Origin of the sequence: Clostridium massiliamazoniense, assembly GCF_001403635.1 — a bacterium.
Classification (GTDB): domain Bacteria; phylum Bacillota; class Clostridia; order Clostridiales; family Clostridiaceae; genus Sarcina; species Sarcina massiliamazoniense.
On record NZ_LN879468.1, the window covers coordinates 686,835 to 711,491 of the forward strand.

The 24,657-nt window shown below is 26.9% G+C and carries 25 protein-coding genes; 3 read left to right on the forward strand and 22 right to left on the reverse strand.

Going from position 1 to position 24,657, the window contains the following annotated elements:
• Window positions 1-371 precede the first annotated feature (371 nt).
• Window positions 372-1,724 (forward strand): tetratricopeptide repeat protein, encoded by a 1,353-nt coding sequence (locus ARA19_RS10155; RefSeq protein ID WP_055070856.1) that lies wholly within the window; start codon window positions 372-374, stop codon window positions 1,722-1,724.
• A 292-nt stretch (window positions 1,725-2,016) separates the two neighbouring features.
• On the opposite strand, the gene ARA19_RS10160 is transcribed toward ARA19_RS10155, so the two are convergent.
• The 22 genes from ARA19_RS10160 to ARA19_RS10250 form a co-directional block, all read right to left on the reverse strand.
• Entirely contained in the window at window positions 2,017-3,297 is a 1,281-nt protein-coding gene (locus tag ARA19_RS10160) for a uracil-xanthine permease family protein (protein ID WP_055070857.1), read from the reverse strand.
• A 394-nt stretch (window positions 3,298-3,691) separates the two neighbouring features.
• The gene (locus tag ARA19_RS10165; protein WP_055070858.1) at window positions 3,692-3,955 is read right to left on the reverse strand and encodes a hypothetical protein; all 264 of its coding nucleotides are present in this window, start codon (window positions 3,953-3,955) and stop codon (window positions 3,692-3,694) included.
• Between the two features lie 123 nt (window positions 3,956-4,078).
• Entirely contained in the window at window positions 4,079-4,420 is a 342-nt protein-coding gene (locus tag ARA19_RS10170; RefSeq protein ID WP_147574389.1) for a hypothetical protein, read from the reverse strand.
• 66 nt (window positions 4,421-4,486) lie between these two features.
• On the reverse strand, window positions 4,487-5,767 hold the full coding sequence (hemL, locus tag ARA19_RS10175) for a glutamate-1-semialdehyde 2,1-aminomutase (RefSeq protein ID WP_055070859.1): 1,281 nt from the start codon (window positions 5,765-5,767) through the stop codon (window positions 4,487-4,489).
• Between the two features lie 25 nt (window positions 5,768-5,792).
• Window positions 5,793-6,761: a porphobilinogen synthase gene (gene hemB, locus ARA19_RS10180; protein ID WP_055070860.1), complete on the reverse strand. Its 969-nt coding sequence runs from the start codon at window positions 6,759-6,761 to the stop codon at window positions 5,793-5,795.
• Between the two features lie 77 nt (window positions 6,762-6,838).
• Entirely contained in the window at window positions 6,839-8,320 is a 1,482-nt protein-coding gene (cobA, locus tag ARA19_RS10185) for a uroporphyrinogen-III C-methyltransferase (RefSeq protein WP_055070861.1), read from the reverse strand.
• A gap of 12 nt (window positions 8,321-8,332) precedes the next feature.
• Window positions 8,333-9,211, reverse strand: coding sequence for a hydroxymethylbilane synthase (gene hemC, locus ARA19_RS10190; protein ID WP_055070862.1), 879 nt, complete (start codon window positions 9,209-9,211; stop codon window positions 8,333-8,335).
• A 37-nt stretch (window positions 9,212-9,248) separates the two neighbouring features.
• Complete coding sequence (locus ARA19_RS10195; RefSeq protein ID WP_055070863.1) at window positions 9,249-9,890, reverse strand: NAD(P)-dependent oxidoreductase; 642 nt, start codon at window positions 9,888-9,890, stop codon at window positions 9,249-9,251.
• On the reverse strand, window positions 9,851-11,050 hold the full coding sequence (hemA, locus tag ARA19_RS10200) for a glutamyl-tRNA reductase (protein ID WP_055070864.1): 1,200 nt from the start codon (window positions 11,048-11,050) through the stop codon (window positions 9,851-9,853). The genes ARA19_RS10195 and hemA overlap by 40 nt, the downstream gene beginning before the upstream one ends.
• Before the next feature lie 329 nt (window positions 11,051-11,379).
• A complete protein-coding gene (locus ARA19_RS10205) occupies window positions 11,380-11,994 on the reverse strand; it encodes a DUF2238 domain-containing protein (protein WP_055070865.1) in 615 nt (204 codons plus the stop codon).
• Window positions 11,975-12,259, reverse strand: coding sequence for a GIY-YIG nuclease family protein (locus tag ARA19_RS10210; protein ID WP_055070866.1), 285 nt, complete (start codon window positions 12,257-12,259; stop codon window positions 11,975-11,977). The genes ARA19_RS10205 and ARA19_RS10210 overlap by 20 nt, the downstream gene beginning before the upstream one ends.
• Window positions 12,260-12,382: 123 nt before the next feature.
• Window positions 12,383-12,526 (reverse strand): helix-turn-helix domain-containing protein, encoded by a 144-nt coding sequence (locus ARA19_RS17600; protein ID WP_157452247.1) that lies wholly within the window; start codon window positions 12,524-12,526, stop codon window positions 12,383-12,385.
• Window positions 12,527-12,596: 70 nt separating this feature from the next.
• On the reverse strand, window positions 12,597-13,340 hold the full coding sequence (locus ARA19_RS10215; protein WP_055070867.1) for a hypothetical protein: 744 nt from the start codon (window positions 13,338-13,340) through the stop codon (window positions 12,597-12,599).
• Window positions 13,341-13,642: 302 nt separating this feature from the next.
• Window positions 13,643-14,434 (reverse strand): formate/nitrite transporter family protein, encoded by a 792-nt coding sequence (locus ARA19_RS10220; protein WP_055070868.1) that lies wholly within the window; start codon window positions 14,432-14,434, stop codon window positions 13,643-13,645.
• 157 nt (window positions 14,435-14,591) lie between these two features.
• A complete protein-coding gene (locus tag ARA19_RS10225) occupies window positions 14,592-15,848 on the reverse strand; it encodes a helix-turn-helix domain-containing protein (RefSeq protein WP_055070869.1) in 1,257 nt (418 codons plus the stop codon).
• A gap of 24 nt (window positions 15,849-15,872) precedes the next feature.
• The gene (locus ARA19_RS10230; RefSeq protein WP_055070870.1) at window positions 15,873-17,174 is read right to left on the reverse strand and encodes a helix-turn-helix domain-containing protein; all 1,302 of its coding nucleotides are present in this window, start codon (window positions 17,172-17,174) and stop codon (window positions 15,873-15,875) included.
• A gap of 360 nt (window positions 17,175-17,534) precedes the next feature.
• Complete coding sequence (locus ARA19_RS17185; RefSeq protein WP_197276588.1) at window positions 17,535-17,708, reverse strand: YtxH domain-containing protein; 174 nt, start codon at window positions 17,706-17,708, stop codon at window positions 17,535-17,537.
• A gap of 94 nt (window positions 17,709-17,802) precedes the next feature.
• A complete protein-coding gene (locus ARA19_RS10235) occupies window positions 17,803-18,435 on the reverse strand; it encodes a ribonuclease H1 domain-containing protein (protein WP_055070871.1) in 633 nt (210 codons plus the stop codon).
• Between the two features lie 68 nt (window positions 18,436-18,503).
• Entirely contained in the window at window positions 18,504-19,565 is a 1,062-nt protein-coding gene (locus ARA19_RS10240; protein ID WP_055070872.1) for a YkvA family protein, read from the reverse strand.
• A 26-nt stretch (window positions 19,566-19,591) separates the two neighbouring features.
• Window positions 19,592-19,756, reverse strand: a complete 165-nt coding sequence (locus ARA19_RS17605; RefSeq protein WP_157452248.1) for a hypothetical protein — start codon at window positions 19,754-19,756, stop codon at window positions 19,592-19,594.
• A 436-nt stretch (window positions 19,757-20,192) separates the two neighbouring features.
• Window positions 20,193-21,986: an oligoendopeptidase F gene (pepF, locus tag ARA19_RS10245; protein ID WP_055070873.1), complete on the reverse strand. Its 1,794-nt coding sequence runs from the start codon at window positions 21,984-21,986 to the stop codon at window positions 20,193-20,195.
• Between the two features lie 216 nt (window positions 21,987-22,202).
• Window positions 22,203-22,601, reverse strand: coding sequence for a DUF6762 family protein (locus ARA19_RS10250; protein ID WP_055070874.1), 399 nt, complete (start codon window positions 22,599-22,601; stop codon window positions 22,203-22,205).
• A 493-nt stretch (window positions 22,602-23,094) separates the two neighbouring features.
• On the opposite strand from ARA19_RS10250, the gene ARA19_RS10255 reads away from it, so the two are divergent.
• Both ARA19_RS10255 and ARA19_RS10260 read left to right on the forward strand, forming a co-directional pair.
• A complete protein-coding gene (locus ARA19_RS10255; RefSeq protein ID WP_055070875.1) occupies window positions 23,095-23,760 on the forward strand; it encodes a metal ABC transporter ATP-binding protein in 666 nt (221 codons plus the stop codon).
• Between the two features lie 11 nt (window positions 23,761-23,771).
• On the forward strand, window positions 23,772-24,560 hold the full coding sequence (locus ARA19_RS10260; RefSeq protein WP_055072103.1) for a metal ABC transporter permease: 789 nt from the start codon (window positions 23,772-23,774) through the stop codon (window positions 24,558-24,560).
• Window positions 24,561-24,657: the final 97 nt, after the last annotated feature.

A 24,657-nucleotide genomic window follows, 5' to 3' on the forward strand; every position in this document is an offset into this window, starting at 1 on the left:
TTAACAAAATTATACTTGATTTTTATGTGATTTTTTATTTAAAATTTATCTCGAGTTTAACCTATAAATATATAATTATTTCAAATTAATTTAGATATAAAACTTAAGTCAGATAGAATTTTGACTCTAGCTGTATTTTAGCCGAAGTTATCTAAAAAACTGTTTCCGTTTATCTTAGGCTTATAAAAGACTTAAGTATTACAAAAACTAATGATCAAAAAATAAAATTATTTTATTAAAGATTATAATATCTTTCAATTATATAAGGTTATATTAACTTCTCTTGATGAATATACAAATACACTCATCAATTAGTAGATAGATAAAATCATAAGTTGTAGATAGATAAAAATAAGTTAAGGAGAAATTAAATGGATATTTCTAATAAAAAATTAAAAAAAGCCTATACATTTTACCAAACTGGAAGACTTAAAGAGGCACTAAGTCTCTGTGAGAAAATACTAGAAAAAGAAAGCTGTGATGAAGATGCTTTAGAATTAGAAGGAAAAATTCTTAAAGACCTTGGAAGATTAGAAGAAGCTATTATCACTTGGAAAATCAATGCAGAATATAACGATAATGAAGACGCTAAAAATAGCTTAGCTTCTGTTGATGAAGAGAAAAAGCAACATACTTTAAGTTATGAAAACTTAAGCCAACTTATAAGTGAAGCTGCAAATAACGATAATAACGATATTCAAAACAACTTCATAGATTCACCAAAAGTAGAGGTAGAAGTAGAAATAAGTAGTACTACTAGAGTTAAAGAAGAAGTTGAGACTCCTACTGTAGATGAAAAAGTTGAGGAACCTAAAGTTGAAAAAGTAAAAGATAACAGTGCTGAAATAAAAGTTACTTCAACATCTAAAAAAGTTACCGATTCTAATAAAAATAAAAATTTAAACTCTAAAACAACAACTGTAGAAAAAACAAATTCAAAACCTATAGAAGAATTTAATCCTCAAAATTATGGGACTGCCACTAAAAAATCATCAAAAAAATTACTTTACAGTACTGCTGGAGTTATTATTATCATAATTGCTATTATAGCAGCAATTTATGCTTCAACTAGTGCTAATCATAAAAAAAGCACTACTCCACAGGTAGAAAATTCACAAAGTAAAGAAACACCAAAAACAGATACTACTAATAAAACTCCTGCACCTGAAGTTGCTAAACCAGCTCAACTTACAGATGAACAAGGACAAGCTCTTATTAATGAACTTACTACATTAGCTGAATCTAATTCTATTGATGGTGTAAATAAGTTACTTCAAGAAAATCCTATTAGCGTAATTCCTGAAAAATATGTCAGTGATTATAATAATGCGGTAGGATTTATGGAAACTCAAGGAGTTAACTATTACTATGAAAAAGAAATATCAGCTTATAATAATAAAAATTATCAAGAAGTTATAAATTACTTTAATTCAGCTAAACCTTACTATAAAAACTTTAAAGCAGCTCCTACTATGTTATTCTATGCTGCATCTAGCTATAGTGCATTAAACCAAAAAGAAAATGCTATGAATGCATATAAGGAGTATTTAAAAGAATTCCCTAATTCAGAATATTATACTCAGGAATGTTTATATAACTTAGCTATGTATTATAATCAAACTAATGACTTAACACAAGCTAAACAATATGCTTCTGAATTAGCTAATAAATTCCCAACTTCAATGTATAACAATACTAACATAGAAAATATTTTAAAAAAATAAAATATAATTTTAAAACAATAAAGGATGAGGATGTATCAAATTACAGATACATCCTCTCTGCCTTTTATCTAGCTATATAGGTTCATCATTTGTGACCACTTACTTACGTAAAGAAGCTCTAATATTTTTTCTACAATAGTTTCTAGTGCTAGTTCAATGGTCACAGCATTTTGTACCTATATAGCTATCTCGGCAAATGAAAAAATATATTTATAAAAGTAATATAAATTAAGTGATTGTTTGATACAACCCAGTCCTTTTATTTAATCATATAATCTTATTAATTTTTACTTTATTTAAATATCTTATTAAGTACTAAATTAAGAATCACTCCTACTAATGCAGCTAAGCTTAACCCTGATAAAGATACATTAGTTGTTATTTGTATTCCTATTGGTGCACTCATAAACACTCCTGAAAGTCCAACAAATAGTATTGCCCCCATAACTATTATATTTTTCACATTAAATTTGATATTTTCATTCTTTATAGTTTTTACTCCAACTATCGCAATCATAGAAAATAATATTAAACTTATTCCACCCATTACTGGTGAGGGAATGGATTTAACTATTGCACCAAATTTTCCAATGAAACTAAGCATTATTGCAAATACTGCTGTTATTCTAAGCAATGAAGGATCATAATTTTTTGTTATTGCTAAAACTCCAGTATTTTCACCATAAGTTGTATTAGCTGGACCACCAATAAATGCTGAGGCCATAGTTGCAAGACCATCTCCTAATAAAGTTCTATTTAATCCTGGATCTTCTATAAAGTTTTTACCAACAACTTGTCCATTTGTTGTTATATCTCCTATATGTTCCATAAAAACTGCTAAAACTACTGGAACTATTACCATTATAGCTCCACTATCAAATTTAGGTAATGTAAAATGTGGAATTGATAGTACTGTAGCATTTTTTATGGTCATCAAATCAACTTGCCCTAATAATAAACTTAATAGATATCCTACAAATACTGCTAATATAATTGATATTTGTGAAAGGAATCCCTTAGAAAATTTTCTAATTCCTAGAGCTGTTATTAAAGTTACTAATGATAAACTAACTGCTATAATAGCACTTTTATCTCCACTAACTAAAGATTTAACCCCTGCCATATCTAAAGCTGTTGGTACTAAGTTAAGACCTATTACTATAATCATTGGTCCAACTACCTGTGCTGGTAAAATATCCTTTATTTTTTTCACTCCAATTTTTTTAATAAACAAAGAAACTATTACATAGATTATACCTGCTATAAAGATTCCGCCTTGAGCATATCTCAAATCTCCATAGCTTGCTGCAACTACAGATATAACTGGTATAAATGCAAAAGAAGAACCTAAAAATACAGGAACCTTTCCCTTTGTACAAAAATGAAATATTAGTGTTCCAAGCCCAGCAGCAAATAATGCTACTGATATATCAAGACCTGTTAAAATTGGTACTAATACAGTGGAGCCAAACATAGCTATAAGATGTTGAAATGCTAAAACTCCTCTAATTACTTTTTCCTTAACACTCTTCTGTCCTAAAGATTTCACTTTCATTTCTTTAATTTCTTGCATAAAAAAATCCCCCTATATTATAAGACTTTAAGGAGAACCTAAATCCTCCTTTTTGTAACCTCACTGGATTACATTAAAAAGGTGAAAGTCTCTTAAAGATCACTTACTTCTAGAAGGTTTATAAACTAAGACTTAATCTACATAGAGTTTTGATTCTAGCTGAATTAAATCAAAGTTATCTAAGAACCTGTGTCTGTTTAACTCCAGCTTATAGAAGCTTTAGTTTTACAGACACTAGTCATCAGATAAAAAATATTTATTTCTATTTAAAATTAATATTTTCTTATAAGCCTCACAGGACCTATTTAAAGAACTTTCCATTTCTTTATTGAATTATAACATTAGTTAAAATAGCTGTATATAAATTTCTTGTTAACTTTTTATAAACTATCACTTATAATACACTTTCAAAAACTATGATAAATATTATTAAAAGACCTAATACTATAGAAAAATCTCCTAACAATCCATCAAATTTACTTCCATCAGACTTCATTATATATAATAACCCACTTAAAGCTTGAGATATTCCTAAAAATAATATAGCTAATTGAAATTCTATTATTCCTCCAAAGGCTAATAATACTAATATAATACTTATAGCATCAACTACTATAGTAGCAATAGGTATTAACTTATTTTTAAATGTTTCTTTCAAAACAATCCCTTCTTATTAAATAAAACTCATATACTATAATTATTTTAAAATTCTTCTTACTATTACAAAAATTAAAGGGATATACCAAAATAAATTGATATACCCCAAATAAGTTAACTTATATTATTTTTTTATTCCAAAGTTAGGATTAACTTTTGGGAATAATTGATTATAAAAATTATCAAAGCCATCATCTTCATAAACTACTTTACTTTCATCATTTACATAGAAATTATTCATTGTTTGAATAATTAAATCAAACTTTTTAATATCACTTTCTTCTAAAAGTATTTTATAAAGGTAAGCTAAATGATTTTGCATATGTTCTTGAATTTGCTTTACTTCATCATCATTTAATTTTCCCTCTTTATAAAAATCTTTAATTGGTCCATTTCTATATATAAAATATGCTGATGCCTTAGTTATTCTTTCTATATAATCTGGAACACTGCTTTTATTATCCATAATAAATCTCCTCATATATTCTTAGATAAACATTCTTATTATTTCATCTATTATTTCAATTCCTTCTCAGTCATTATATCTGAAACTTTTAAAAGCTTCTAAAAACTTATCTATATGTTTTTCTTCATGAACTACACTTAAAAACATAGCTTCAAATTGTGATGGAGGTAAATTAAATCCATTTTCAAGCATATGTAAAAAATATTTTTTATACATCTCTTCATCACAAGTTTTTACGTCATCATAACTCTTTACATCTTCTAACTTTGTAAAGAATACTGTCATCATAGCTCCTACTCTATTTATTACCATAGGAATATTATTTTCTTTAGCTATATCTAACATTCCCTTTTCTAACTTCTCTCCAAGTTTATTTATGTGTTCATAATATTCTGGATGTGAATGTAATTTCTTTAAAGTTTCATATCCTGCTGCCATTACTACTGGATTTCCTGACATAGTCCCTGCTTGATATACTCCACCTACTGGTGATAATTTTTCCATAATTTCTTTTCTTCCACCATAAGCTCCACATGGTAATCCACCACCCATGATTTTTGCAAAGGTTACTAAATCAGGTTTAACATTAAATAAACTTTGAGCTCCTTTATATGCTACTCTAAATCCACTCATTACTTCATCATATATTAATAATGAACCATATTTATCACAAAGTTCTCTTAATTTTATAATAAACTCTTCATTCGCTTTAATTACTCCCATATTTCCTGCTACAGGTTCAAGTATTATAGCAGCAATATCATCTCCATATTTTTCGAAAAGCCCTTCAACTTGTTCTCCATCATTATAAATACCTATTAAAGTATTTTCTATGCTCTCCTTAGGAACTCCTAAAGAACCTGGAATCCCATTAGTTAAAACTCCTGAACCAGCTTCTATTAAAAATCCATCAAAATGTCCATGGTAACATCCTGCAAATTTTATTATTTTTCTTTTTCCAGTATAACCTCTAGCAAGTTTTATAGCACTCATAGTAGCTTCTGTTCCTGAGTTAACCATTCTTATCATCTCAATATTATCTACTGTTTCAGAAATAAATTTTGCCATTTCTAATTCTAATTTAGTAGCTGCTCCAAAGGCTATTCCTTCATTAATTTGTTTTTCCATGGCTGAAATAACATCTTTATCACTATGACCAAGAAGCATTGGACCCCAAGCTAAAACAAAATCTATATATTCCTTTCCTTCTTCATCAGTTAATATTGCCCCATTACCTGATTTAATTATTGGTGGATTAATTCCTATATTGTTAAAAGCTCTTACTGGACTATTAACACCTCCTGGAATATATTTTTTTGATTCCTCAAATATTTCTCTATTATTCATTAGTTCTACTCCTTTCAATAAAATACTATTTTTCTTTTATCCACTTAGCTGCATCTAATGCATAATATGTTATTATTATGTCCGCTCCTGCTCTTTTCATTGATAAAAGCATTTCCATAGCTATTTTTTTCTCATCAACAAGTCCTGCCTTAGCAGCTGCTTTAACCATTGCAAACTCTCCACTTACACTATAAGCTGCTACTGGAACGTCTATACGTTCTCTTACATCTCTTATTATATCTAAATAAGAAAGAGCTGGTTTTACCATTATTATGTCAGCACCTTCTAATAAGTCATTTTCAACCTCTACAAAGGCTTCCTTTCTATTGCCAGGATCCATTTGATAAGTTTTTCTATCCCCAAAACTTGGAGTTGAATGTGCTGCTTCTCTAAATGGTCCGTAAAATGCTGATGCATATTTAGCTGAATAACTCATTATTGAAACATTCTTAAATCCTTCTTCATCTAAAGCTTCTCTTATAGCTAAAACTCTACCATCCATCATATCTGAAGGTGCTACCATATGTGCTCCTGCTCTTGCATGAGATACTGCTATTTCTTTAAGTTTTTCTAAAGTTTTATCATTATCTACATAATCATTTTCTAATATTCCACAGTGACCATGATCAGTATATTGACACATACATATATCTGTTATTATTAATAACTCATCAGTTATTTCTTTTATTTTTCTTATAGCCTTTTGAACTATACCTTCATCACTATATGCCTCTGATCCAACACAATCCTTATGATTTGGAATCCCAAATAATATAATTCCCTTAACTCCAGATTCTACAACTTCATTTATGATTTCTTCTAATCTATCTATAGACCAATGGTAATTTCCATCTAAAGAGCTTATTTCTTCTTTTATATTTTCTCCTTCTACAACGAATAATGGAAATATTAAATCATTTTCTGATAAAGTATTTTCTCTTACTATATCTCTTACTAAATTATTTACTCTTAATCTTCTAGTTCTTTTTATCATAACTTTTGAGCTACCCCTTAGGTAGTCTCATTCACCACCTTTTGTTTTATTGAATCTATATAAAGACTATACAAAATTTAGTCTTCTACACTACTTTTCCAAAAATTCATAATCTCTTCTATGAATGCATCTCCATGATGTTTCTTACAAACATATGCTGTATCTATTCCATTTTTAATTAATTCTTCATTGGTTTTTGGTCCCATAGCTATACTATGCTTTTCTTTAAGTTTTTCTAAACCTATTATTTTTATCATATTTTGAACTGTGCTAGGACTTGTATACAATACCATATCAACATTAGCAAATGCATTTATATTTTTAAGACTTCCACATACTGTGTCATAAATATTAACTCTATGAACCTCTAAGCCCATCTCACTTATAGAATCATATAGAAAATCACGAGCTAAGGATGATGCTGGTATAAGAACTTTTTCTCCAACCTTAAGTTTTGATTTTAAATCATCAAATAATCCTTCTGCTACAAAGCTTTTAGCTACTAAAAATGGTACTATACCTCTCTTTATTAAAGCTTCATCTGTGGCTTTTCCTATAACAGAAAACTTTGCTTTAATATCTCTTATATCATAACGTTCTTTTATTAAAGCATCAAAAAAGTTATTTACACCATTTACTGAAGTAAAGATTATATGATCATAATCTTTTAAGTTATTTAAGTAAGGTTTTATATTTTCTAAAGTCGGTTTTATTTTTATTGAATTTATTTCTGTAACTTCAGCTCCTAATTTTTTTAGCTTCTTTTTAAGAGGCGTAGCTTGTTCCTTGGTTCTTGTAATGCATATATTAGCTCCAAAAAGAGGCTTATTTTCATACCAAAGTAATTCCTCTCTTAGGTTTACAACTTCTCCAACCACTATTATACATGGAGATTCTATTTTTGCTATCTTTGCTTTTTCTTCTATATTATCTAATGTTCCAACCACTGTTTTTTGTTTTGAAGTGCTTCCCTTCATAACTATAGCACAAGGAGTATTTTTATCCTTTCCATGGTTAATAAGATTATCTCTTATAAGTGATAAATTACTAAAGCCCATCATAAATACTAAAGTTCCATTTTCCTTAGCTAAAGCCTCAAAATTAACAGTTGAATCCTTAGCTGACTTTCCAGTTACTATATGAAAACTTTGAGCAATCCCTCTATGAGTTATTGGAATTCCTGCATAATTTAAAACAGAAATAGGTGAAGTTACAGCTGAAATAACCTCAAATTCGTGATTATTTTCCTTTATGGCAATAACTTCTTCTCCACCTCTTCCAAAGACATAAGGGTCTCCCCCTTTTACTCTTCCAACAGTATGCCCTTCATTTAATAACTTTACTATTAGTTCATTTATTTCTTCTTGAGTTTTTGAATGAGCGCCTGGCTCTTTTCCACAATAATATACTTCACAATTATCATTTATATAATTTAAAACATTATTTGAAACTAATCTATCATAAAGCACTGCTGTACATTCTTTTAAAGCTTCTATGGCTTTTAAAGTTAATAATTCTTCATCTCCAGGTCCAGTTCCTATAATATACGCTTTTGACATGTATATTTCCTCCTAAACTTCATTAATAATCTTTCTTCCTAACATTTTTCCAAGTTCTATATGGTTGTCTAAGCTTCCTAATATATCTTTTTTTATGATTTTTCCGCCCACTTCATAGGTTCCTATTAAATATAAATCCTTATCTTTTATTTCACTATATACTCCTATTAAACTGTGACAACCACCATTTAATTCCTTCATAAAGCTTCTTTCTGCTTCAACTCTCATTCTAACAACTTTATCATCTAGGGCTTTAAAGAAACTATTGTTTACACCATTTTTTAAACATTCTACACCTAAAGCACCTTGACCAACTGCTGGTAAAAATATAGTTGGGTCGAAATAATCTGTTATTATAGATTCCATTTCTAATCTTTTTAATCCAGCAGCGGCTAAAATTATACCGTCTAAATTTTCTCTTTCTATTTTTTCTATTCTTGTTTGTACATTACCCCTTATTGGGACAATCTCTAAATCACTTCTAAGTAATTTCAACTGTGCTGCTCTTCTTATACTACTTGTTCCTATTCTTGCATTTTTTCTAAGTTCATTAAAGTGTATACCATTCATTGAAACAAAGGCATCTCTAATGTCATTTCTTTCTGGAATAGCAACTAATTCAAATTCCTCTCCTAAATCATAAGGAACATCCTTCATACTATGAACTGCTCCATGTGATGTTTTATTTAAAAGGGACATTTCTATTTCTTTAACAAATAAGCCCTTTCCACCAATTTTATCTAATGTTACATCTAGTCTTTTATCACCTTCTGTAAGAACCAATAATTTTTCAAAAGTTTCCTCTGGGAATTTTTCTTTTAAAAGACTTATTACTCTATCAGCCTGCCATTGAGCAAGCTTACTCTTTCTAGTTCCTATAATTAATGACATCTTAATCAACCCCAATCTATTACTCTTTTTCTTAATTTTAAATTTCATTATCAAAAAACATTTTAATAATTAATTTTTCTTTTCCTTTATCAAAGAAAAACTTAAAATCATTACTACATATAAAATCTATTATTATTTTCTTACTTTCATTATCTAAATTTTTAGCTTCTTTTCTTATTTTAGATACACATAAAACAAAATCATCGTACTCTAAGAGTGTTTCTTTAATTTTTTGAAGTAGAAGCCTACTTAATTTAGGAACCGCTACTTTTGTATTAACTGAATACATGATATTTTTTAATTCACCTTGACTTTGCATTACTGCTAATCCATTTTTATAATCTGTGCAATCAATGTAAATTTTAAAAGCCTCATTGCAATGATTTATAATTTCTCTTCTAACCTCATGATCATCTATAGCTATTATTATTATATGATATTTATTTATTATATCTTTGTAATAGCTTTTTTTAATTATAGTTATTCCCTTTAAGGTTTTTAAATCATTCTCAATTTTTTCTCCTATAACTGTTACACTAATTCCTTTTGCAGTAAGAGATTTCGCCTTTATTAAAGCAGCCTTTCCTCCACCTATTATTAAAATAGAAGCATTTTTTGATATGCTTAATCCAAAAAAATCTATTTCTCTAGAAATATTTTCTTTATAACTCTCAAGCACCCTTCATCACTTCCTTTTAGTCTTTCTTCTTTTAGAAGTTCAATTGCTCTGTTAGTATATGTATTAACTATGCTTTTAAATAATTTTTCTGCAACCTCATTATCATGTTCATTAGAGCTTTTATTTTTAAAGCTTTGAAATCTCTCCATCCAAACTTCATCGCCCTTGATCTTTATTTCTCTTATAAGGCTACTAATATCTCTTAATTGTTCCCATTCTAAATATTCTTTTAAAGCATCTTCTAATAAATATTTATTTTCATTCATTCTCTCTATTCTTAGCTTTTTATTCTCATCATCTAGCATACTTATTTCATCAATGTCATAAAGCTCTACTCCTTTGACTTCCTTAACATTGATATCTATATCTCTAGGAACTGCTAAGTCGAATATTAACATTGCTTTTGAAATATTTTCTTTTCTTACAATACTATGTGGTGCAGATGTTGCTCCTATTATACATTCCACATCCTTTATGTATTCATCCTTTTCACCAAAATTAAGAGCCCTTACTCTTTTATCTGATATTACATCCTTTAATACTTCTTTATTTCTAACCACAATATACAAAAGCTCTGTAGATTTATTTGCTAAAATATTAGTACAAACAGCTTTTCCAATTTCACCAAAACCCATAAGCATAAATTTTGTTTTTCCAGTTTTAAAGGCCATATTTGTTACTATAGATGCTGATGACACTGGTATTTCATACATTTTACATTGTGTTCTAAACTTTTTACCACACCCTATTGCTATTTCAAATAATTTTTGTAATCTATTACAAAGTGCTCCTTCTTCTTTAGCAACAGCATAAGCATTTTTTATTTGACCAAGTATTTGATCTTCTCCTAATATTCTAGACTTAAAACCACATACAACTTCTAGTAAATGACTATAAACTTCCTCCTCTTTTTTGTAAAAAACATATTTAATTAAATCTAAATCCCATTTTAACTCTTCAAAAACCTTTCTTAATATTTCTTCACCATATAAAGAGCTATTAAAATAAATTTCTGTTCTATTACAAGTATTTAATATTACTATGCCTTCTGCAAAATCCTTAAATTTATTTAAATAAATTTTTTGTGTACTCTCCTTTAAAGATAATTTTTCCCTTATGTCTAACTTAGTATTATCTTTAATGCCTATTAATTGAATCATTTCTAATCCTCTTTCACTTAAGTTATAAAATTTAATAAATCATTAAATTGTTTTTTTATCTATGTTTAATTTTATTATATATCACCTCTTTTGTCTATTTTATCTAATAGCTTGTTTCATTGTTATATCCTTTCTTCACAAATTAAAATAAATATTATTGTGTTTTTATATAATTTATTATTACAAAATAACGTAAAAACTGAATGGACTCTATCAAATCAACACCTTAATTTACATTACTTTTATAAATATATTTTTTTCATCTGCCGAGATAGCTATATAAAAGCAGAGAGGATGTATCTGTAATTTGATACATCCCCTCACTTGCACTATTTTCTTTTTAAAACAAGAAAAGTTAAATCATCAAATAATTTATTTTTCTTTCCCTTAAGATTTCCTAGTAAAAATGGACATAAAACAACTGGTCCTATACTACCTGTTATTATATCTTTCATTGTATCAAGTAAACTTCCTCCTTGAGAACTCAACCCTAAAAGTTGATCACCTGCAAACTCCCATATTTCCCAAAGAGCTGTCATTGCTATGGCAAATAATACACAATAAGTAACAACTAATGTTGGATTAACATTTTTAACTTCACCTTTATTTTGTACAATAAATACAACATAAGCAACTAAAAATATTATAAAACCTGAAAGAGTATGTAAAAATGTATCCCAATGAGGAACTTTTCCATAAAATCCATTAAGTCTACCTAAAAACATTGATACAAATATAAAAAATTGAACTAAAAATTTCAAAAATGTAGTAGCATTAAAATTAAATATTTTCATAAGCACCCTTGGCGCTGCAATAACTACTAAAGTTAGTACGCCATTTAAAGAATACATATACTCCTTACTAATCACTCCATAAATAACATAGCCTAAAGTTCCTATATACATAAGAAATTCTAAAACCTCATCATAACCTATTCTTTTCACAAAAAGCCTCCTTATAATTTATTTCCCTTTCAAATATAAGTTTAAGTTTTTTTTCTCTTGTCATCTTTTTAATTTCATGTTCTCTCCTAAGAGCATCTCCCTTCTCATTAAAGCATTCATAATAAAGTAATTTAACAGGTAATCTACCTCTAGTATATTTAGCTCCTTTACCTTTATTATGAGTATCTATTCTACTTTTTAAATTTGTAGTCCATCCTGTATATAGAGTTTTATCAAAACATTCTAGTATATAAACATAATTCATCTTAAAACACCTTTAAACTTAAATTTATCGCTTAATATCATTAGATTTTTTCAACCAAATTATAACATACTTTTTTTGAATTTTTATTAACATCTTTTTATAAATATAATAATAGAAGATGTCTCATAATAGAACTATTTTCCATCCATTTATAGTTGATTTTGCTATGCTGTATTCACTACTTATTTCTGTTACACTCATTCCAGAATTGTATAAATCAGAAATCATTTCTTTATATTCATCTGTATAATTTTTACCTCTACCCATAGTAGAAACACATCCTCTGTAACTAAATATAATTTTACTTAGTTCGATTAAATGTGTCCACTATTTTATACTAATACCAATATTTATCTAAAATTTTTTTAACATCATTACGTCTTTCTACAAATACTTCCTTTGCTCTTTGTAAATCCTCCTTAAGAAATTTAGTTTTTATTATATTTTTATAAAAGCCACTTTCATTGAGTGCTTTAACACCAACATACTCTTTTGCTGAATATAAATATAATTCTATAATGTATTTTTCAGTACTTAAATCATCTGTTTTGCTAAAAAAAGAATAGTAGTCATATAAAAGATTAGTTGTATAGTGATACCAGTATATACTTTCATCATTTTCTTTTATTTTTTCTTCTAAATTGCTAGGTTCATAGTATTCAACACATTCTTTCAATAATTCAAATGCTAATTCATCATTTAAGTAAAATCCTAGTCTATCTATTAAATTTATAGCATCTAAGCGTATATAACTTGCTTCTTTTAATTCATCAGTATAATATTTATCTACCAAAAATTTAGCCCTCTCAACTATTTCATCAATTCCCTCTCTTGTTAATTCTTTCTTATTTATTTTTATTTCTCTTTTCTTTTTATATTCTTCTGGATTTAAAACACTTTCTGTAGATAAACTCTGTAGAGAATCTTTTGTTATTTTTTCAAGACCAAATTTTTCTTCAATTTCAGCACATTTTGCTTCATCTATTTCTAATACATTTGATGATTTTTCAGAATCACTAGTGCATCCTATAAAACTAAACCCTATTCCCAAAATAACAAATGATATAACCCATCTTTTCATAATACATCTCCCTTAAATTCAATAATTTTTTAATATTATATATTAATTAGAATTACTTTTGTTTAGAAAGCACTTCTTTTCATAATTATTTAACTATTAGTATTATCACTATTGAAATATGAAATTTATATAATAAAGGATATAAACTTAATTTTTTTAAATAAACACTGTAGTAAATAATTCCCTAATCTGAATATGTAATAATCAATATTTAAAGTACCTTCTAAATTTTGTATCAAAAAAATACTGTATCATTAAGACACAGTATTTTTTGATTATTTTTTAAAATTATATTTATTTAATTAATTATTGACCTTACTTGCAGCTTTCTCTTTTGCAATAAAATAAAGAGGTAAGGCCATAAATAAAGTTCCACCTATAAAGTTTCCTACAGACACCCAAAGAAGATTGTGTCCAGCTCCTAAAAATGATATGGCATAAGAACTATGCTCCATAAATAAAGGCATTGAAAATAATGTCATATTTGCTATACTATGCTCAAATCCAGCTGTTATAAAAGTATATAAGCACCAAAATATCATTATAAGCTTTCCTGATTCACTTTTTAATTTATAGGAAAACCAAGCTGATAAGCATACTAAAATATTACACAAAATTCCTTTAAAAAATAAATCCATTGCTGGAGTATTCATTTTTAACTCAGCTGATTTTAATATATATTCTGTAACATAAGGCGTTGCTGCATTAGCCTTTACATATAAAAAGGCTGCTATAACTGACCCTATAATATTTCCAATATAGCTTGCTAATAATATTTTAATCATGTCCATAAAAGTAACCTTTTTATATAAAGAACCTATAGACATTATTAAAGAATTACTAGTAAATAAATCTACCCCTACCATTATTACTAAACTAAGTGCAACACCAAAAGATACTCCCATAACAATTTTTGTTCCAGCAACATTTCCATGGTCTAATATACCACCTACAGTATATAGTAACATAACACCTAATCCAACAAACATTCCACCAAGAGCAGCCATGATTATATACCTAATCTTGCTATCATTGAAAATGGTTACTTTCTTTTTTGCAGAATGACAAAGCGCATTCATTTCTTCTGTAAACATATTTGTCCCCCTAAAAATTTTAAAATCCCCATTTATTATACTATTAATAAATTAGCTTTACAACATTTAACTTAAGTTAACTTATTAATATATTATAAACAAAAATAGACTTAGAAGCCTTTACAGCACTCTAAATCTATTTCATATGATTATTATATTAAATATCTTCGCTTTTTTCTAAGCTCATGGCTAAAGTAAGATACTTTATAGCCTCTCTAAGTTCACCAATAACATGGTACATTTCTGCCATTTCCATGTATCTTTCTTTTTTCTCTTCCATTGAAGCAAATCTTATTAACATATCAGTAGCTAAATTCATGTTCATTTCCCATTGAATTAAACTCTTTTGTAATCTATGTATTTTTGCTTTATAAAGATAACTTCTCTCTATAAAGAAATGGTTATCTAATTTTATAGATACTTCCAAAGCTTCTTCACAATACTCTTTTGCTTTATCTATACTGTTATAACTTATTAATCTATTAATAATTCCTAATAATATTTGTATATAAGAAAAACTTTCTATATCCTTAACATTTTTCTTAGTTTCCTCTAGCAATTCTATTGCCTCTTGAGTTTTTTCTGCTTCAAAATAATTATCAGCTATTAATAATGCCATACTATTATAATATAAATTAAATTCACCATTAAAATTCAAGTAAGCATCTAATTCTTTCTTGTAATCTTCTTTTAATTTCATATTTATAGCTGCTAATAATCCATTAATTATTGCTAAGGAATTCTCACTTAAATCTAAATTCAAATCTATTAAAGCTTTTAAAGTCTCTTTTGCTTTAATGTAATCATCCATATTGTAGTAAGAAAATGATAACCAAATAATATTTTTAGCATATTCTTCTCTATATTCTTCTACACCCTTTAACTCTAATTGAGTTTTAGACATATTAAAATATGTAGCTGCATCACTAAAATTTCTTCTAGATAAGAAGTAAAATGCTAAATCTTCATAATAAATTTGTTTTCCATCTTCAACTAAATCTTGTATTTCATTATATATATTTGTAATACTCTTTATCTCTTCTATTTTTTTTCTTTTAGTATATGCTTCAAATAATATATGAATAAATTTAAAAGATAATTCATTGTAATCCTTAGCTAAACAATAATCTAATCTTTCTTTTATATCTTCAAAATCTTTTTCTGTAAGGCTTTTTTCTTTGTAGCTTTTTATACTTGCTTCAAGTTCCATAATATCATTATGAAGTAAATATTCTATATTTAGCTCTAACCTTTCTGCAACCATTTTTAGTATCCACTCATCTGCTTTTACTTTATCATTTTCAATACAACTCATTTTTGATATTGAAATATCAGATTTACAAAGTTCTTTTAATGTTACACCCTTATAAATTCTTGCTCTTTTTATCTTTTCCCCTGTTGATAAGAAGTTCATATTTATCACCCATCTACTTTACTATCAATTTTTTATTATTCCTATTTTTCTAAGACTCTCTATTCCTTTATCTAAATACTTAGCTGATTCATAATCTCTCTTTAATTCTAAATAGAATTTACCTAGAGTTATTGATATTTCTGCCTTTCTCTTTTCTAAGCCATATTTATCTGCAATATGAATCATATCTAAAAGAATAAATTCAGCTTTTTCCTTATTATCTTCTAAGGAAGCAACTCTGTAGCATAAATTATTATAATCTAAAATTCTCTCTATATCGTCATTTTTTAAACTTTCCTTTATTGCTAGTAACATTTCATTACACTTTTCTATATTTTTTAATTTGATGTAGTTTTCACAAATATCTATTAATGTTTCTACAAGTTTATCATCTCTATTATCACTTCTCATTTTCTTAGCTTTTTCATAATGACTAAATGATTCCTCTATATTATCAAATTCATAAAATAATCTTCCTAATGAGTTTTCTATAGATGCAATATCTTTTTCTTGTTGTAATTCCTTAAATATACCTAAGCTTTTTTTAGAATATGTTATAGCATTTTCTAAATCTCCAGCTCTATTATATTCATCACTTAATAAGGCTAAAGCTTCGGCATATCTCTTTCTATCATATATTTTCTCAAATTCTTCCTTTGCTAAGAAAGCAAAATTTATAGCTTGCCTAATATCTTCCATTAAGAAGTAAGTTTTTGATAAATAATAATAAATTTGACCAAGTAAAGTATCCTCAGTTAATTTATTATTTACATACACTTTTTCAGCCTCTTTTAAATATGAATTTGAAGAATGGTATGCTTTTGCCCTAAGACTTATTTTTCCTGCTTTTAAGTAAGTGTTAACTATGTCAACATTACTACCTGTTTTTATAAACAATGCATTAGCAGCAAGGAAAAATTGTTGAGCTAAGGCAAATTCATCTTGATTTAAATATACTTCAGCTCTTAAGTATAAATTCTTTGCTTTTCTATATTCTAAATTATATTTTTCAGCGTAATATAATGCACTTTCAATATGTTGTTCAGCCTTTAAAACATTACCTTCTAATAAATATCTTTCAGCTGTTTGTTCAAAAAATAAACATATTTTTTCTGCTTGTGTTTTTTCTGACTCCATTAAATACTCTACGGAAGTATCTAAAGTATTAGCTAAATATTCAAGTAAATCCATAGATGGATTACTTCTTCCTGATTCAACTAAACTTATTTGCCCTGGAGTTATTCTTTCCCCTGCTAAATCCTTTAGGGTCATGTTTAATTCTTTTCTTCTTCTTTTTATCTTTTCACCCAATGATAATATTTCCATATTCAACTCATCCTTTAAACTGTTCTATTATTAAATATACTGACTTTATTAAATTATAACACATATTTCTAGTGTTTTTTGCATTTATTCTTTAAGTTTTTTTTAATAAAATTAGAATTTTTCAAAATGCCTATAAAAAAAAGAGAAATTTTTTAAAAAAACTTCTCTTTTTTTATTAACTCAATTTTAAAGGAATCTTATATAAGTATTTTACTCTTTAGTTGTATAATTTTTTTCTGATAGCTAGAGGCTGTAATACTCCTATCTTCTATAAGTAGGAGCTAAACATCCTCACGCTTCTAGATAACTTTGACTAAGCATTCAAATGGAATCAAAACTCCTCCTGAATTAAGTCTACGTTTATCTTATCTTTGACATCATTTGATCGTAGCCATCTCCTAAAGCACATAAAGCAACTCTACTAGCTTTTTTTATTTTTCTTTGGGTCTTTCTATCTAGGGTTGGAACCATCATAACACCTATAGTTGCTCCAACTATAGTTCCTGCTGTTATTCCCATTAGTACTTTTCCCATATTTAACACCTCTTTTTTAATTTATTTCAGTGTTATTTTTACCATTATATCGTTACTTATGTTAGTGTATTTTTGGAATATAACTTAATATTTCTTATTTCAAAAGTGCCTCTTTTGCTAATAAATCTGCCATATCATTATATTTATTTCCGCTATGGCCTTTTATTTTTTTAAATGAAACTTTTACTTCTTTCATTTTCTCTTGCATATATGCATTATATTCCTTTGTTAATTCTCTATTTCTCTTCCAAGTTCCTAAAGCCCAACTTTCCACACCTTGATAATCATAACAAATTGTTATTGCCTTTAAATTATTATTCAATGCATATTCAACTGCCTTCATAGCTCCCATTACTTCTCCAGCTACATTCCTAAGAGCTATAGAATCTTCATTATTTCCAATGCCCTTATCTGTATGTATAACATCTCCATCTTTAATTACAACTAATCCATAAGAAAAATTATTCTTAACTTCCATGAAGCTACCATCTACATAAATATTAATACCCTCAAGTGTTTCTTCTGTATTTTCCTTAACTTTAGAACTTGCAACTCTTCCTTCGCTATTTATTTTAAGAAATTCCTTAGCATCTTCTATATTTTCAAAACTTTTATATATAGCACCCTTAGCACCTATAACCTCCTTTTGACACTCTGGCCAACTTTCTAAAATCATAGGAACTCCTGATTTACCAACTGCTACTGCATAATACTTCTTTTTAGCCATAAATAATCTCTCCTTAATTTAAAAGGACTGTATTCTAAAAAAATTAGATACGGTCCTTTGCTTTTTAATTATGTTAAAGCATCTATTACATCATAAATCTTATTTAAATTTTTTGCACCTGTAAAGCCTGAAATATATTCCACAGCTTGTTTAAGCACAATAACAAGTTCATCTTTTCCTTGCCAATTTTCTAAAAGAACATTAGTATCAACATCTGACATTATTCTTTCTAATGCAAATAAAATAACTGCTAATTCATCTAACTGACCTAAAACAGGTATCTTGTCTGGAATTAAATCAAAAGGAAGTACAGTATATCCAAAACTTAATCCTAAAGCTATTCTTGTTTTTTTAGGAACACGCTTATCTTTAATAAGTCTACATATAAGAGCAATTAAATCTGGAATAAACATTATAAAATCACTATATGCTTTAGCATTGTTTGGTATATTTTTTACTATTGCATCTCTACTATGACTATAAACATCCTCAGTTTTTTCTATATTTATATTATAGACATAATCTGAATCATTTAAATCATCACTTTCTAGGTTTTCCTTTTCCCTTTTCTTTAAAGGTTCCTCTTCTTTCTTTTCATTAGAATCTTTAACCTTTTCTTCTTTTATATTATCTAATTCAGCTTCTTCTTCAACACTTATAGATGGCTTATTAGCCATTTCTGGTAAATTAACATTTATATTAGATACTGCAACATCTAGTTTTCCATTAGCCACTCTAGCCTCTGTTAAATCTAAATTTATAAATTTCATATCTTTTATAATCTTTTTTATATCAATTTTGATTTTATCTTCAACTATTTCTATACCCTTTTCTTTAAATCCCTTTAAAGCTATCTTTAAAGCTATTTTTCTAAATACTTTTAGTATACCAATCTTCATAAATGAAGCCTTTTTAAAGCCTAATGTTAATATATTATTCTCTACTCCAACAACCTCAACCGAAGCACTAAATCCCAATGAAATAACTTTTTTAAATGACCCAGCTACTTTTAAAGAATTTCCTTCAAAAATTATTTCATTTAAATTCAGTCCCTCTATTTTCATAAAATCATTTACCATTGATTTTATATCATCAGCACTTAAAGAAACTGTAATTTGCGATATATTCATATATACTCCTCCTCATATTCTAACTTTTAACCAATTTTTTTAAGAGCTAAAAGCTTGTCTTCACTTATATTACTTAAGATCATTAATAACCCATCATCTAGCACTTCTATATCTTCTAAAGTTCCAATTCCTAAATTTAAAGATTCTAATAATTTATATCCATCTATTATTATTTTTTTACCATTTATCATAATTCCTTTATCTTTAAATCTACTTATATTGGTTCCTTCTAATACTTTCTTTACTTTAGAAAATATATCTATTTTTAGTGATGTTACTTTTTTTATTTCCAGGGTAATACTTCTTTCATCAAAGGTCTTTATTTTTAAAAGAATATTTCCATCTAAAGAAAAGAGTTTTTTTATAGTTCCTCTTACCTCTAAAGAACATTCCTTTGGTAAAAATTTAATATTTTTAATAACTAAACTATTACCTCCTATTATTTTTTAACTATTTCCTTTAGTTCTCTTTCTCTTAATAAAATTTTATCCCCTCTCATTTTACTAATACCTTCCTAAATTACCATACTATATACCCATTTTAGTATAAACTATTTTTTTTATTTTTTAAAGAGAATTCCCAATGTAAAAAGGACTGTATGCACTTTTTCATACAGTCCTAAATATTTTAAATTAATTCTTCAAGCATATCTAAAAGCTCATTAAATCTTTCTAAAGTAGCCTCTAATGGCTTAGATGTAGTCATATCAACTCCACCATCTTTTATAGCATCTATTGGATATTTAGATCCACCAGCTTTTAAAAATCCTTTATACTTTTCTATATTTTCTTTGTTTCCTGTTAATATAGCTTTACTAAAAGCAGATGCTGCTGCATAACCTGTTGCATATTGATAAACATAGAAATCTGAATAGAAATGAGGGATTCTCGCCCATTCTATAGCAATTTCTTCATCTATTACTATATCTTCTCCAAAATACTTTTTATTAAGCTCTAACCATAATTCATTTAAATCCTTTGCTGTTAAAGCTTCTCCCTCTTCAATTTTTTCATGGGTAATTAACTCAAATTCTGCAAACATAAGCTGTCTAAACACTGTAGTTCTAATTTGTTCTAATTCTTGATTTATTAAATATAGTTTTTTTCCTTTATCATTTTCATCATTTATTAATTTATTAATCAATAATATTTCATTAGTTGTGGATGCTATTTCAGCACTAAATAATGTATAGTTTCCATAGACATATGGTTGATTTTCTCTTGAATAATATGAATGAATTGAGTGTCCCATTTCATGTGCTAAAGTTGATACATCATTTAAGCTATGATTATAGTTTAAAAGTACATAAGGCATTGTATCATAGCTTCCCCATGAATAAGCCCCTGTTCTTTTACCTTTATTTTCATAAACATCTACCCATCTATTTTTTATACCTTCTTTAAAGATAGCTATATAATCTTCTCCTAGTGGTGCTAATCCACCTTCTACTATTTTTACTGCTTCATCATATTCTATTTCTTCTGAAGTATTTTCAACAACTGGTACATATAAATCATACATATGAAGTTCATCTAATTTAAGAAGTTTTTTCTTTATACCTACATATCTATGAAGAGTATTAAGATTCTTTCCTATAGTTTCTATTGCATTATAATAAACCTCTAATGGTATATTATTTGGACTTAAGGATGCATCTAAGGAATTTTTGTAATTTCTTGTTTTACTATTAAATATAAAAGTTTTTATAGAACTTACTAAACTAGTTCCTAAAGTATTTTCATATTTTTTGTATTCATTAAATAATCCTTTAAAAGCATCTTTTCTTACTTCTCTATTTTTACTTCTAATAAAGTTGCCATAGTTACCTTCTGTTAAATCAACCTCTACACCATTTTCATCCTTAATTTTTGTGAATTTCATATCTGCATTAGTTAGCATTTCATATATATTTTCAGAAGCATTTAAACAATCTGATGCTGATGCTAAAAGAGCCTCCATTTCATCACTTAATATGTGGCTTTTACTTTTTAATAAACTTCTAAATAAGAAATCATATACCTTTAGCTCTTCATTACTATTAATAAATCCTATTAGTTCATCCTCTTCTAAAGCTAATATTTCTGGTTCAAAATAAGAGTTATAACTTCCGAAAACAGCCATAAAGCTTTCTATTTTACTTGCTATAGCTTGGAAATCACTATTAGTAGTATCTTCATGACTTTTCATAGTAGCATATACATATAATTTTTCTAATTTTCTAGATAACTTTTCATTTAGTTTTAAATACTCTAATATACTTTCTCCATTGTTTAAAGTACCCTTAAACTTTTTTATTTCCTCTGATTCACTTTTTAAGCTTTCAAAATCCCTTTCCCAAGCATCTATACTAGGATATACTTTTTCCATATCCCATTTATATAATTCTTCAATTTCACTTCTTTTCTTTAATTCTTTACTCATAAAAACATCCTTTCTTTATCTTATTATTTTTTTATCATTTAATTATAAAACTATGAAACTGTTTATCTCTTACTTATAAAAAATAAAAATATTATAACTTCTAGTCGTCAAATAAAATTTTAATTAAGGGTTGCATCAATATTCTCTAAAAATTTTGACACAACCCCACTAATATTATTTAAAAGTTGAATATAAATAAAGATTAATTATATGTTATTATTTATATTCTTCTTCTTTTCCTTTAATGTTTTCAAATACTTCTTTCATATTTTTATCTATTAAATTACAAAGTTCTCTTATTTTATCTCCCATAACTTTGTCATCCTCTACATAATCAAAATTAATAATCCATGTAGGATTATACTCTTCATCATCTTCCTCTATTTCATAACCTTTACTTACAAAATCATCTATATTAAATAAATCAAAAATCGCGCTAAATTCCCACTCTTCAACATCTTCCTTAGTGTCAAAAATTAAAGTAACTTTCTCATTATAAACAAATAATCTTTTTACATATTCTCTTCCTTCTTCTACAGTATAGCTTCCTAATTCTTTTCCTAAGAACCCAGTTTCACTATCCCTTTCCATTAAAACTAATGATGAAAATTCCATATATATCATCCTTTCTATTAATCTCTTAAATACTGTTCTACTTTATTTTTATTATTACTATAATTTACTATAAATAAATAAGTTATACCCTTATATGTAAATAAAAAACTTCACCTTATAAATTTTCTTAAATTTTAAAAGTAGTTTTAATTTTAGTTCGATTAAAAGTTAGTTTATATTTTTAATACTAACTTTAATTTCTATTAAGGTAAAACTTTAATTTCTTAATGATTAAGTATAAAATAAGTGGTTATACTTTATAATATTTGAAATTTAATTTATAGTAAAATTTAGTTTCTTTAACATATTAACAAATAAAATCTAATAAATCTACTCAAATAGAACTATTTGGAGTGAAAAAGAGTTAATCTTTTCTATTATTTCTATACATTAAAATTTGCTTATTGCAAATAATTCGCATTTTCTGTTATAATCTAACTGCAATATGTGAGATTAATAAGAAATATTTAAAATTAAATTAGGAGTGGGTTACGTGATAAATATAAAATCTCTTTGCTTCTCTTATGATGGAAGCGAAAATTATAATTTAAATAATATAAATTTAAAAATCCCAAGAGGACATTACATATCTGTTGTTGGTGAAAACGGGAGTTATAAAACTACTTTTATAAAATTATTAGTAGGTTCTTTAAAGCCATCTTCTGGCTCTATTGAAAAAAACATAAAAAGTATAGGATATGTTCCTCAAAGATCTGATAACTTTAATTCAGAATTTTCAATTACAGTTTATGAAATTCTAAAAATCCATTTAAAGTCTTTAAAATTAAAGGATTTGCAAGAAATTGATAGAGTACTTGATATAGTCCATATGAAAGAATTTAAAAATTCTCTTATTGGTAATTTATCAGGAGGTCAACAACAACGAATATTTATAGCTAGAGCTCTTTTAGGTTCTCCAGAACTTTTAGTTTTAGATGAACTTTCTACTGGAATAGATGAAAAAACTCAACTTGAAATTTATGAATTACTTAGTTCTCTTAACCAAAATAATAATTTAACTATAATTTCTGTTGAACACAGCAAGGAGAAAGCCCTTAAATACTCCTCTAAGATTATTGAACTTTCCCTTGGAAATTTATCTTTTTATAGTAAAGAAGAATATAAAAATAAGTTAGATTTAATAAGGAGGGAATTATAGATATGCTTGAAATGTTTCATTTTGAATTTATGCAAAATGCCTTTTTTGCCGGAATACTTTTAGCTATACTTTGCCCCCTTGTCGGTTTATTTTTAGTCTTTAAAAGATATTCTATGATAAGTGATACCTTATCTCATTCTTCTTTTGCAGGAATAGCCTTAGGTCTTGTTCTTGGTTTAAATCCAATACTTACTGCCTTTGGTTTTACAATTTTAGCTGCTATAGTTATAGAACTTTTAAGAAATTATTATAAAAAATATGCTGAACTTGCTATGTCTATAATTTTAACCTTCAGTCTAGGTATAGCTATTATTTTAGTAAGTTCAGGAAAATCAGCTATTAAAGTAGATTCCTTCTTATTTGGAAGTATATTAACAGTATCTAAAACAGATTTAATATTAATTACAATAATAGCTATTTGCACCTTTATAACAATTTACTTTTTATATCCTAAACTTCTTTATACAACCTTTGATGAAGAAGGGGCTAGAATATCAGGAATAAATACTAAATTTATAAATTATTTATTTACTATAATGGTTGCTGCAACAATTTCTGTATCTATAAGAGTAATGGGAATATTAGTTGTTTCTTCAATTATGATAATCCCTGTTGCTTCAGCTATGCAACTAAGAAAAAGCTTTAAAGAAACATTAATATACTCTATTTTATTTGGAATAATTGATGTTATAATAGGTCTCTTTTTATCATATAACCTAGATAGTGCACCTGGAGGAACAATAGCTCTTGTGTCAGTATTCTTCCTTATACTATCAATAATTTTCAATAGAAAGAAATAAAAAAAATGAGGAGGATGTATCAAATTACAGATACATCCTCTATGCCTTTTATCTAGCTATATAGGCATATGAAAAAATATATTTATCTGATAGCTAG

Excerpts from the sequence above, each read along its gene's own strand:
- hemB (WP_055070860.1), bottom strand. The coding sequence starts at position 6,761 with ATGATAAAAAGAACTAGAAGATTAAGAGTAAATAATTTAGTAAGAGAT.
- ARA19_RS10155 (WP_055070856.1), top strand. The coding sequence starts at position 372 with ATGGATATTTCTAATAAAAAATTAAAAAAAGCCTATACATTTTACCAA.
- pepF (WP_055070873.1), bottom strand. The coding sequence starts at position 21,986 with ATGAGTAAAGAATTAAAGAAAAGAAGTGAAATTGAAGAATTATATAAA.
- ARA19_RS10160 (WP_055070857.1), bottom strand. The coding sequence starts at position 3,297 with ATGCAAGAAATTAAAGAAATGAAAGTGAAATCTTTAGGACAGAAGAGT.
- ARA19_RS17185 (WP_197276588.1), bottom strand. The coding sequence starts at position 17,708 with ATGGGAAAAGTACTAATGGGAATAACAGCAGGAACTATAGTTGGAGCA.
- ARA19_RS17605 (WP_157452248.1), bottom strand. The coding sequence starts at position 19,756 with ATGATAAATGGTAAAAAAATAATAATAGATGGATATAAATTATTAGAA.
- ARA19_RS10215 (WP_055070867.1), bottom strand. The coding sequence starts at position 13,340 with ATGAAAAGATGGGTTATATCATTTGTTATTTTGGGAATAGGGTTTAGT.
- hemC (WP_055070862.1), bottom strand. The coding sequence starts at position 9,211 with ATGTCATTAATTATAGGAACTAGAAAGAGTAAGCTTGCTCAATGGCAG.
- ARA19_RS10225 (WP_055070869.1), bottom strand. The coding sequence starts at position 15,848 with ATGAACTTCTTATCAACAGGGGAAAAGATAAAAAGAGCAAGAATTTAT.
- hemL (WP_055070859.1), bottom strand. The coding sequence starts at position 5,767 with ATGAATAATAGAGAAATATTTGAGGAATCAAAAAAATATATTCCAGGA.
- ARA19_RS10250 (WP_055070874.1), bottom strand. The coding sequence starts at position 22,601 with ATGGAATTTTCATCATTAGTTTTAATGGAAAGGGATAGTGAAACTGGG.
- ARA19_RS10260 (WP_055072103.1), top strand. The coding sequence starts at position 23,772 with ATGTTTCATTTTGAATTTATGCAAAATGCCTTTTTTGCCGGAATACTT.
- ARA19_RS10220 (WP_055070868.1), bottom strand. The coding sequence starts at position 14,434 with ATGTTTACAGAAGAAATGAATGCGCTTTGTCATTCTGCAAAAAAGAAA.
- hemA (WP_055070864.1), bottom strand. The coding sequence starts at position 11,050 with ATGATTCAATTAATAGGCATTAAAGATAATACTAAGTTAGACATAAGG.
- ARA19_RS10240 (WP_055070872.1), bottom strand. The coding sequence starts at position 19,565 with ATGAATATATCGCAAATTACAGTTTCTTTAAGTGCTGATGATATAAAA.
- ARA19_RS17600 (WP_157452247.1), bottom strand. The coding sequence starts at position 12,526 with ATGGGTAGAGGTAAAAATTATACAGATGAATATAAAGAAATGATTTCT.
- ARA19_RS10235 (WP_055070871.1), bottom strand. The coding sequence starts at position 18,435 with ATGGCTAAAAAGAAGTATTATGCAGTAGCAGTTGGTAAATCAGGAGTT.
- ARA19_RS10170 (WP_147574389.1), bottom strand. The coding sequence starts at position 4,420 with ATGGATAATAAAAGCAGTGTTCCAGATTATATAGAAAGAATAACTAAG.
- ARA19_RS10230 (WP_055070870.1), bottom strand. The coding sequence starts at position 17,174 with ATGGAAATATTATCATTGGGTGAAAAGATAAAAAGAAGAAGAAAAGAA.
- cobA (WP_055070861.1), bottom strand. The coding sequence starts at position 8,320 with ATGTCAAAAGCGTATATTATAGGAACTGGACCTGGAGATGAAGAATTA.
- ARA19_RS10210 (WP_055070866.1), bottom strand. The coding sequence starts at position 12,259 with ATGAATTATGTTTATATACTAGAATGTTTTGATAAAACTCTATATACA.